This window comes from Acetobacter zythi, assembly GCF_963921165.1.
Lineage (GTDB): Bacteria > Pseudomonadota > Alphaproteobacteria > Acetobacterales > Acetobacteraceae > Acetobacter.
This window is the reverse complement of record NZ_CAWUEO010000017.1, coordinates 1-8,998: the sequence shown is the minus strand read 5'-3', so window position 1 is coordinate 8,998 and position 8,998 is coordinate 1. Positions and strand designations below refer to the sequence as shown.

General features: G+C 60.4%; 8 protein-coding genes, 1 tRNA gene, 1 pseudogene and 1 riboswitch. Of the genes and pseudogenes, 7 read left to right on the top strand and 3 right to left on the bottom strand.

All coding sequences use genetic code 11. From position 1 onward, the window contains the following. A pseudogene (locus AABE20_RS08440) lies at positions 1–220 on the bottom strand (hypothetical protein); the annotation flags it as partial. A 131-nt stretch (positions 221–351) separates the two neighbouring features. Continuing rightward, positions 352–573, bottom strand: a riboswitch (cobalamin riboswitch). Between the two features lie 170 nt (positions 574–743). Between AABE20_RS08440 and AABE20_RS08435 the strand changes: the two are divergent. From AABE20_RS08435 to AABE20_RS08425, 3 genes are all read left to right on the top strand, one after another. After that, complete coding sequence (locus AABE20_RS08435; RefSeq protein ID WP_338332663.1) at positions 744–1,694, top strand: LysR substrate-binding domain-containing protein; 951 nt, start codon at positions 744–746, stop codon at positions 1,692–1,694. Between the two features lie 173 nt (positions 1,695–1,867). Beyond that, positions 1,868–3,154 (top strand): 4-aminobutyrate--2-oxoglutarate transaminase, encoded by a 1,287-nt coding sequence (gene gabT, locus AABE20_RS08430; RefSeq protein ID WP_338332662.1) that lies wholly within the window; start codon positions 1,868–1,870, stop codon positions 3,152–3,154. Positions 3,155–3,566: 412 nt separating this feature from the next. Further along, positions 3,567–3,848 carry a hypothetical protein gene (locus tag AABE20_RS08425; protein ID WP_338332661.1) on the top strand — a complete coding sequence of 94 codons (282 nt, stop codon included), beginning with the start codon at positions 3,567–3,569 and terminating at the stop codon, positions 3,846–3,848. Between the two features lie 103 nt (positions 3,849–3,951). Here the strand turns inward: AABE20_RS08425 and AABE20_RS08420 are convergent, their stop codons facing one another. Both AABE20_RS08420 and ruvX read right to left on the bottom strand, forming a co-directional pair. Further along, positions 3,952–4,377, bottom strand: coding sequence for an endoglucanase (locus AABE20_RS08420; RefSeq protein WP_338332660.1), 426 nt, complete (start codon positions 4,375–4,377; stop codon positions 3,952–3,954). 89 nt (positions 4,378–4,466) lie between these two features. After that, entirely contained in the window at positions 4,467–4,946 is a 480-nt protein-coding gene (gene ruvX / locus AABE20_RS08415; protein WP_338332659.1) for a Holliday junction resolvase RuvX, read from the bottom strand. An 80-nt stretch (positions 4,947–5,026) separates the two neighbouring features. On the opposite strand from ruvX, the gene gatC reads away from it, so the two are divergent. The 4 genes from gatC (at position 5,027) to AABE20_RS08395 (ending at position 8,452) form a co-directional block, all read left to right on the top strand. Next, positions 5,027–5,314: an Asp-tRNA(Asn)/Glu-tRNA(Gln) amidotransferase subunit GatC gene (gene gatC / locus AABE20_RS08410; RefSeq protein WP_048854920.1), complete on the top strand. Its 288-nt coding sequence runs from the start codon at positions 5,027–5,029 to the stop codon at positions 5,312–5,314. Then, a complete protein-coding gene (gene gatA / locus AABE20_RS08405) occupies positions 5,314–6,801 on the top strand; it encodes an Asp-tRNA(Asn)/Glu-tRNA(Gln) amidotransferase subunit GatA (RefSeq protein WP_338332658.1) in 1,488 nt (495 codons plus the stop codon). The genes gatC and gatA overlap by 1 nt, the downstream gene beginning before the upstream one ends. After that, positions 6,798–8,252: an Asp-tRNA(Asn)/Glu-tRNA(Gln) amidotransferase subunit GatB gene (gatB, locus tag AABE20_RS08400; RefSeq protein ID WP_338332657.1), complete on the top strand. Its 1,455-nt coding sequence runs from the start codon at positions 6,798–6,800 to the stop codon at positions 8,250–8,252. The genes gatA and gatB overlap by 4 nt, the downstream gene beginning before the upstream one ends. Positions 8,253–8,359: 107 nt before the next feature. Then, positions 8,360–8,452: transfer RNA gene (locus tag AABE20_RS08395), tRNA-Ser, on the top strand. Positions 8,453–8,998: the final 546 nt, after the last annotated feature.

The following is an 8,998-nucleotide window of genomic DNA, read 5'->3' as shown; positions in this document are numbered from 1 at the left end:
CGGCGGCTTCTGCTGCGCGCATGCTGTCACGCACCGTGGCGGGGTCAACTTCGGACACCAGCGGGCCGGAATTGCCCAGACGCCTGCGGTCCTGCTCAAGCTGCGTCTCCGCATTCTGGGCTAGCGCTGCTGTGGGCAAAATAACGCCTGCCACGGTAACGGACTGGCACAAAAGGGCCAGACGCCACCGCAAGGGGGATGTTTTTCGTAACAATGTCATGGAATTAAGCCTGTTTTCCCCACCCCTTGTCAGGGTGTGCTGTTGAAGTGAATGCGCGTGTGGGAAAAAGGGCTGTCAGATATAAAGTCGCATGGTCGACCATCCATCTCCGGCACCCCCGTCCGGCGATCAAGGTATGAGCAGCAACGGCAGGTCTCCTGACTTGCGGGTCAACGCATCAGGCCCAACCTTCCCGGTTGCAGGGCAACCAGTGGCAGCGATGGGGTACACCGCTCGGGCCGGATACTCTCCGCCTACAGTTGCGGGGGCAGTCGCCGACTGATCTCCCCTGGGGGAGAATACGGCATTCCCTTTTACTCCGCTTGCACGGGACCGTTGGCTATGATGGATGCGCAATAGCCCATATTTTACCCGATTTGCAACGCAAAAACCCACCCCATGCGCCCCACCCCACCCATATGGCGCACGGCAGACAAAGGGTCGGACCTTGCTTTTTGGCCCGTTTGGCCTCCAATGGCGGACCAGCCACCCCAAACATGCCCCAAGCACGCCAGACCCACCCATGGACCCACGCTACCGCATTCCCCCCCTGTCCGCCCTGAACGCCTTTGTCACCTTTGCCCGCACCGGCGGCATACGGCGGGCGGCCACGGAACTGCGCGTGGACCATGCGGCCATCAGCCGCCATATTCGTGACCTTGAACTCTCGCTGGGCCTGTCCTTGCGTGACAGGAGCACCGGCAGCCTGACACAGGCAGGCCAGACCTATTACGACCGCATAGCCCCCCTGCTGGACGGGCTGGCCACCGCCACAGCGGATATGCGCAACCGCGTAGCCCCCCTGACCGTGACCTGCGCGCATGGCTTTGCCTACCACTGGCTGCTGCCCCGGCTTTATGCTTTTCGCAAATCGCACCCGCATATGGAGGTCCAGCTCCGCTCGGTGGATGCCAGTGCGGCGTTCCATGTAAGCGGTGTGGAATCCACCAACCATGCCCAGATCGGCTATGTGCGCGAGGGGAGCACAACGCCCGAGCCACGCACCATCCGCCACATGGCCATTGCCCGACCGCCGGTTTTTCCCGTGGCGTCACCCCAGTGCATTCAGGCCCTTGGTGGCCAGCCCCGCACAACCGAAGACCTGCTGGACGCCCCCCTGCTGCATGAGGAGGACGATACGGAATGGCGGCGCTGGTTTGCAGCACAGGGGGTCCATGCCGCCATTATTCCCACGGCTGGCAGGTTGTGGCAGGCCCATATTACGCTGGCTGCCGCCCGCGCGGGCGAGGGCATAGCCCTTGGCAACCCGTTTTTGCTGGGGGATGACCTGCTGACCGGGCGGCTGGTGCGTGTGCAACCCACCCAAACCCCGCTCAAAGCCACGCCATTGGGCGCTTACGTGCTGCGTGCGTCCGAACAGATGTGGGAAAAACCCTCCCTGCGCACCTTCCGCGACTGGCTGATGGAACAGGTCGCGCAGGAGATGGATAACCCCCTGCACCCTCCGGCCTAAAAGCCGGACCAGAGCGGGTCTGGCGTTGCCCGGATGGGTGTTGATTTTTCATCACCACCCACGCACCAAAATATCGCCTCCCATCACCCAATAAAAACACTTACGGAACGAAGATGTTTGTTCCGCCCCAACCACGGGCTGGACCATAGACCGCCAACCGGAGCCAAACCTGAATGAGCACCACCAACAAAGACCTGCTGGCCCGCCGCAACAACGCCGTGCCGCGCGGGGTTTCCACCTCCACCCCCATTTTTGCCGACCGGGCCGAAAACGCGGAACTGTGGGACGTGGAAGGCCGCCGCTACATTGACTTTGGGGGCGGCATTGCCGTGCTGAACGTAGGCCACCGCCACCCCAAGGTGATGGCTGCGGTGCAAAAGCAGCTCGAACGCTTTACCCACACGGCTTTTCAGGTTTCGGCTTACGAGTCTTACATTGAACTGGCCGAAAAGCTGAATGCGCGCGCGCCTTTCTCCGGCCCGGCCAAGACCATTTTCTTCACCACCGGTGGGGAAGCAACCGAAAACGCGGTCAAGATCGCCCGTGCGGCAACCGGCCGTAACGGCGTTATTGCCTTTTGTGGCGGCTTCCATGGCCGCACGCTGCTGGCCTCGGCCATGACCGGCAAGGTCCTGCCCTACAAGGCTCCCTTTGGCACGCTGCCGGGCGAAGTGTACCACATCCCCTTCCCCGATCACGACATTACGGTCGAAGACAGCCTGAAAATGCTGCACTTCCTGTTTGCTGCGGATATTGCGCCCAGCAACGTGGCCGCCATTATTATTGAACCCGTGCAGGGCGAAGGCGGGTTCCGCGTGGCTCCCACGGCTCTGCTCAAGCACCTGCGCGCCCTGTGCGACCAGCACGGCATTAAACTGATTGCCGATGAAGTGCAGAGCGGCTTTGGCCGGACCGGCAAGCTGTTTGGCATTGAACACTCCGGCGTGGAACCGGACCTGATCTCCGTTGCCAAGTCCCTTGGCGGTGGCATGCCGCTCTCTGGCGTTATTGGCCGTGCGGACCTGATGGACAGCGTGCCCCCCGGCGGGCTGGGCGGCACCTACGCGGGCGCACCCCTTGCCTGTGCCGCAGCGCTTGCCGTGCTGGACGTGATGGACGAGGAAAAACTGCTCGACCGCGCCAACGCCATGGGTGAACGCCTGAAGGCGCGCATTACCGCATGGCACAAGCGCACGGACCTGCTGCCCGTTAGCATGCCGCGCGGACTGGGGGCCATGATCGCGTTTGATATTCTGGAACGCCACGCAGGCGTGGAACAGCGCGCGGGCTTTGCCTCCAAGGTTTGCGCCAAAGCGTGCGAAAAAGGGCTGATCCTGCTCGCCTGCGGCGTACAGGGTGCGACCATTCGCATTCTGACCCCCCTGACCGCCTCCGATGCGCTGCTCGATGAAGGGCTGGACATTATTGAACAGATTCTGGTCGAAGACGCCAAAGCCTGATCATCCGTCCCTTACGGCGGGTTCCTGAACAAAAAGGCGATTCCCTTCCCCCTTGGGGGCGGGGCATCGCCTTTTTATTTGGCCCGGCCACACCGCATGACGGGCAAGGGCCGAAGAAAGGTCATAGTCAGGCCATGATTTTCCATTAGGTTAAAAAAGAATTTAACTTATGGAGGGGAGCGCATGACCGCGTTTGCAGCCTACTGGCAGGCCTTGAAAACAGGGTTTGTCCGGCTCCGTACCGCGCACCGCACCTTCTGGCAGGTGCGCAACGCGGACCACTGATCTGCACCCGACGCGCAGGCCCCCATGCCCCCATACCGGGCATGGCTTATAAAGATTGACATTCCGCGCACTCAGGTTCGACAATACCCCGTGTTTTTTACATCATCAGAATAGACGGGGCATCCTCATGTCTTCTTCCATTTCAAATCTGAGCGGCAGCAGCGCTGTTAGCAGCCTGTTTGGCACATCATCTTCAGGCAGCACGTCTTCAAGCTCCTCTGCATCGGGCAGCAGCTCCTCCTCTTCCACCACAACCACCAGCCAGACCTTCAATGCCGATGGGTCCATTACCACCATCGTCAAAGACGCTGCGGGGGATATCCTGTCCGAAACCACCACGGGTGGCTCCTCGGGTTCGGCATCCGACTCTGCCCAGAACGACACCAGCGGTCTGGATACCTACGCCTGATTTTCTGACCGGAAAATCCGGGGGTCTGTTTGCAGCACCCGTAAAAAAAACCCGCCATTCCAGACCGGAAGGCGGGTTTTTTGTTGCTGTGGTTTACACGGGCTTACTTTTTGTCGTCGTCCGTAAAGCCGTTGTGAATATCGTGCGCAACGGCGCTGCTCGTGTTGCCAATTTTCTGGCCGGTCCGTTCACCCCAGTTGCTCACGTCATGGGCGGCGTCGGTGGTGCCGGTCTTGGTTTTATCCCACGCTTTTTCCGTGCCAGACTTGGTCTTGTCCCAGACCTTGGCGCTTCCGGCCTTGGTTTTGTCCCATGCCTCGGATGTGCCCGTTTTCGTCTTGTCCCATGCTTCGGATGTGCCGGACTTTGTTTTGTCCCACGCTTTTTCCGTACCCTGACGGGTGGAGTCCCATGCTTTGGTCAAAGCACCGGGTTCTTCAGCATGGGCAGGGGCTGCGGGCAGGCTTACAGCAAATACGGCCGCACCCACCATGGTCATCAAAGCGGTAGCAAACGACTGTCTGGTCATTGGGCCATTCCTTCTTAAATATCTGGCAACATCTTGTGTTGCCTAGGTCTGAAGCCCCTTTGTGGCAAATATAAGCCCCTTATCGGGAATCAGAAAGGCGTGACATCACCGGGCAGGCTGTCCAGTGCGGCTTGCAAAATGTAGGCTGCGGCCAGCTTGTCCACCGCCTCCGCCCGCTTTGCGCGCGACAGATCCGCCTCCTGTATGAGCATCCGGTTCACTGCGGAGGAGGACAGGCGCTCATCCCACAGGCAGGCGGGCAGGCCGGTCTGCGCGGACAGGTCCATGGTCCAGTCCCGGGCAGCCTGTGCTGCGGGGCCAAACGACCCATCGAGCGAGAGGGGGATCCCCACCACCAGCCCCGCCACCCCATGTTCCTGCGCAATGGCGCGAATAAGGACGGCCATCTGCCCCAGCTTGCCGCGCTTTACGGTCTGGAAGGGGGAGGCCACAATGCGGGACACATCGGACAAGGCCAGCCCCACCTGTTTGCGCCCGGGGTCTATGCCAAGCAGGCGGGCATGTCTGGGCAAGGTGGCAGCTAATTGGGGAAGAGTGAGAAGAGTCATGCCCCATGGTATGTTGCCTTCCGCGCGATTATGCTAGGTGCAATTCTCTATTCAGACTGAAGAAAGAGGGGCCTACTCTCATGTCGCTAGACCTTGCGACCACCCGACGCATCGCAAAACTGGCCCGTATCGGGCTTGAGGACAACGAGCTGGAGGCCACGCGCCAGAAGCTGAACGGTATTCTGGGCTGGATTGACCAGCTTGCCGAAGTGGATGTTACGGGTGTGCCGCCCATGGTGGGAACGGAAACCGAAACCCTGCGCCAGCGTGAAGACAAGGTGACCGACGGCAACTGCCGCGATGCCCTGCTGGCCTGCGCGCCCGAAACCTCTGGCCCCTTCTATACCGTACCCAAGGTGGTGGAATAATGCTGACCGGTTTGACCCTAACCCAAGCCCGTGCCGGGCTTGCCGCCCGCAAGTTTTCCGCGCGGGAGCTGGCGCAGGCCCATCTGGACGCCATTGGCCGCCTGAACACCGCCCTGAACGCCTATATTACCGTACTGCCCGAAGCCGACGTGCTGGCCAGCGCGGATGCAGCCGATGCCCGCTACGCAGCAGGCACGGCTGGCATTATGGACGGCCTACCCATTGGCGTAAAAGACCTGTTCTGCACCAAAGGCGTGCGCACCACGGCGGCAAGCAGAATGCTGGCCGACTTTGTGCCCCCGTATGAGAGCACGGTTACCGCCAACCTGCTGGGTGCGGGGGCTGTGTTCCTTGGCAAAACCAATCTGGACGAATTCGCCATGGGTTCGGCCAACATCAACTCCGCCTTTGGGCCGACCACCAACCCGTGGAAGCACAAAGGGGATGAGGCAACCGCTCTGGTGCCCGGTGGCTCCTCGGGTGGGTCTTCCGCCGCTGTTGCCGCAGGCATGGCGCTGGCCGCAACCGGGACCGATACGGGTGGTTCCATCCGCCAGCCTGCCGCGTATTGCGGTATTGTTGGCCTCAAACCCACCTATGGCCGGTGCAGCCGCTGGGGCACCATTGCCTTTGCAAGCTCGCTCGATCAGGCAGGCCCCATGACCCGCAGCGTGGCCGATGCCGGGCTTATGCTGGAAGCCATGGCGGGCTTTGACGCCAAGGACAGCACAAGTTCCAACCGTGCGGTGCCCGCATTCCACAAGGCCGTGGGCAAAAGTGTTAAGGGCCTGCGCGTTGGCATTCCCACCGAATACCGCGCCCCCGGCCTGGCCGCCGATGTGGTGGCCATGTGGGAACAGGGCATTGCGTGGCTGAAGGCCGCAGGGTGCGAGGTGGTGGATGTGTCCCTCCCCCACACCCGTTACGGGCTGACCACCTACTACATTATTGCCCCCGCCGAGTGCTCCTCCAACCTTGCACGCTATGACGGCATCCGTTTTGGCCTGCGCAAGGACGCGCCCTCGCTCGATGGTGTGTACGAGGCCACCCGTGCCGCAGGCTTTGGGCAGGAAGTGCGCAACCGTATTCTTATGGGCACGTATGTTCTGTCCGCCGGGTATTACGATGCGTATTACCTGAAGGCCCAGAAGGTCCGCACCCTGATCAAGCGCGACTTTGAAAACGCGTTTGAAAACGTGGATGTCCTGCTGACCCCCACCGCCCCGTCCGCCGCCTTTGCACAGGGCGAAAACATGGACGACCCGGTGCAGATGTACCTCAACGACATCTTTACCGTGCCAGCCAGCATGGCCGGTGTGCCTGCTCTTTCTGTCCCCGTGGGGCTGAACGATGCCGGGCTGCCGCTGGGTTTGCAGGTTATTGGCAAGCATTTTGATGAAGAAACCGTGCTGTCCATTGGCGGCGCGCTGGAAGCGGCGGCAGGGTTTACGCACGTACCGTCCGTCCATGCGGGAGCAGGCGCATGAGCTACACAATTGAAGGCCGCACCGGCACATGGGAAATTGTGGTGGGGCTGGAAGTCCACGCACAGGTGATCAGCCATTCCAAGCTGTTCTCTGGCGCTTCCACCACCTTTGGGGGGGACCCCAACACACAGGTCAGTCTGGTGGATGCGGCATTCCCCGGCATGTTGCCCGTGATCAACCACGAATGCGTGGCGCAGGCCATTCGCACAGGGGTTGGGCTTAACGCGCAGATCAACCTGTTCAGCCGTTTTGACCGCAAAAACTACTTTTACGCCGACCTGCCCCAAGGCTACCAGATCAGCCAGTTCGAGCACCCGATTGTGGGCAAGGGCGTGATCAGCATTGAGCTGCAGAATGGCGATGTGCGCGAGATCGGCATTACCCGCCTGCATCTTGAGCAGGACGCGGGCAAACTGCTGCACGATCAGGACCCCACCAAATCCTTTGTGGACCTCAACCGCTCCGGTGTGGCCCTGATGGAAATTGTGAGCGAACCCGATATTCGTGAACCGGAGGAAGCCGGGGCCTACCTGCGCAAGCTGCGCCAGATCCTGCGCTACCTTGGCACCTGCGATGGCAACATGGAAGAAGGCTCCATGCGGGCCGATGTCAACGTATCGGTCCGCAAGGCGGGGGAACCCTTCCGCACCCGCTGCGAAATCAAGAACGTTAACTCCATCCGCTTTGTCATGCAGGCCATAGAGGTGGAAGCCGCCCGTCAGGTGGAAATCTGGGAAAGTGGCGGAGAGGTTGATCAGGAAACCCGCCTGTTCGACCCCGGCCGGGGTGAAACCCGGACCATGCGCTCCAAGGAAGACGCGCACGACTACCGCTATTTCCCCGACCCCGATCTGCTGCCACTGGTGCTGGAGCAGGCATGGGTGGACGAACTGGCCGCCAACCTGCCCGAACTGCCAGATGCAAAACGCGCGCGCTTTCAGGCCGAATACGGCATTGCCTTCTACGATGCCGGGGTGCTGATAGCCGAGCAGGCCGTGGCCGAGTATTACGAGGCCGTAGCCCGCGGGCGGGATGGCAAGCTGGCGGCAACATGGGTAATGGGCGACCTGTTTGCCGCCCTCAACCGCACCAGCAACACCATAGAAACCAGCCCGGTCAGTGCGGCCGCACTGGGCAAAATGCTGGACCTGATTGCCGACAGGACCATTAACGGCAAAATTGCCAAGGAAGTCTTTGAAGACATGGTGGAAACGGGCGAAAGCCCCGATGCCATTGTGGAAAAGAAAGGTCTGCGGCAGGTCACTGACACAGGCGCCATTGATGCGGCCATTACCGCCGTGCTGGAAAAACACCCGGACAAACTGGCCGAATACCGCTCCGGCAAGGACAAGCTGTTCGGCTTTTTTGTGGGTCAGGTCATGAAGGAAACCAAGGGTAAGGCCAACCCGGCCATGGTGAACGAAGCCCTGAAAGCCCAGTTGGACGCGTAAAAATACCGGGATAAAAAATAACACCAAATTACGCATCTGGGGGTTTGACGGAACGCGCCAAACCCCCTAAAAGCAGCAATGCAAACGTCGTGTCTGCACTCTTCGGCGGAGGGGTGGCCGAGAGGCTGAAGGCGGCGGTTTGCTAAACCGTTATACGATGTCAAGTCGTATCGAGGGTTCGAATCCCTTCCCCTCCGCCAAAGCCTTCCTAAAATCACAATAAAAACAACGGCTTAACGGTTTTCTTGTAATCGTTACCCCCCTTATTCCCCATCTTAAAACGAACGCTAGGCTTGCCATGAGCTCTGCTGGCATGCCTTTTCCGCGCAATACGCGCGGGCACGTACACGCGCGAGGATTTCCGCAGCAGGTGCGCGCACGCACGCGAGCGCTTAGGGGCGTCCCCCTGTTTTTCTTGATGTAACCAGCCAGTTCCTTTGTTTGTCCTGCCGGAAGTCCAGGGCACTTTCCCCCCCGAATGAGAGCGCTCTTGTCACGATACGCAGCTCTCTCAGATCATGCCGGAACACCTGTTCTGGGTCCGCAGGCAAAGCGGCCCCCTCCGGCCATAGAACTTCCTGAGCAACACTGAATGGGAATGCAGTCTTTTCACCATGCCGCCAAAAACACGAGGCTAACGCCCGCATGGCCGGAGAAAGCACTAGGGCGTGTCGTCAGTTAAACGGGGGGATTATGAAGCTTGTACTCCCGTTTGATTTGTGATGTTTTCTTCCTGTTTCTGGAAC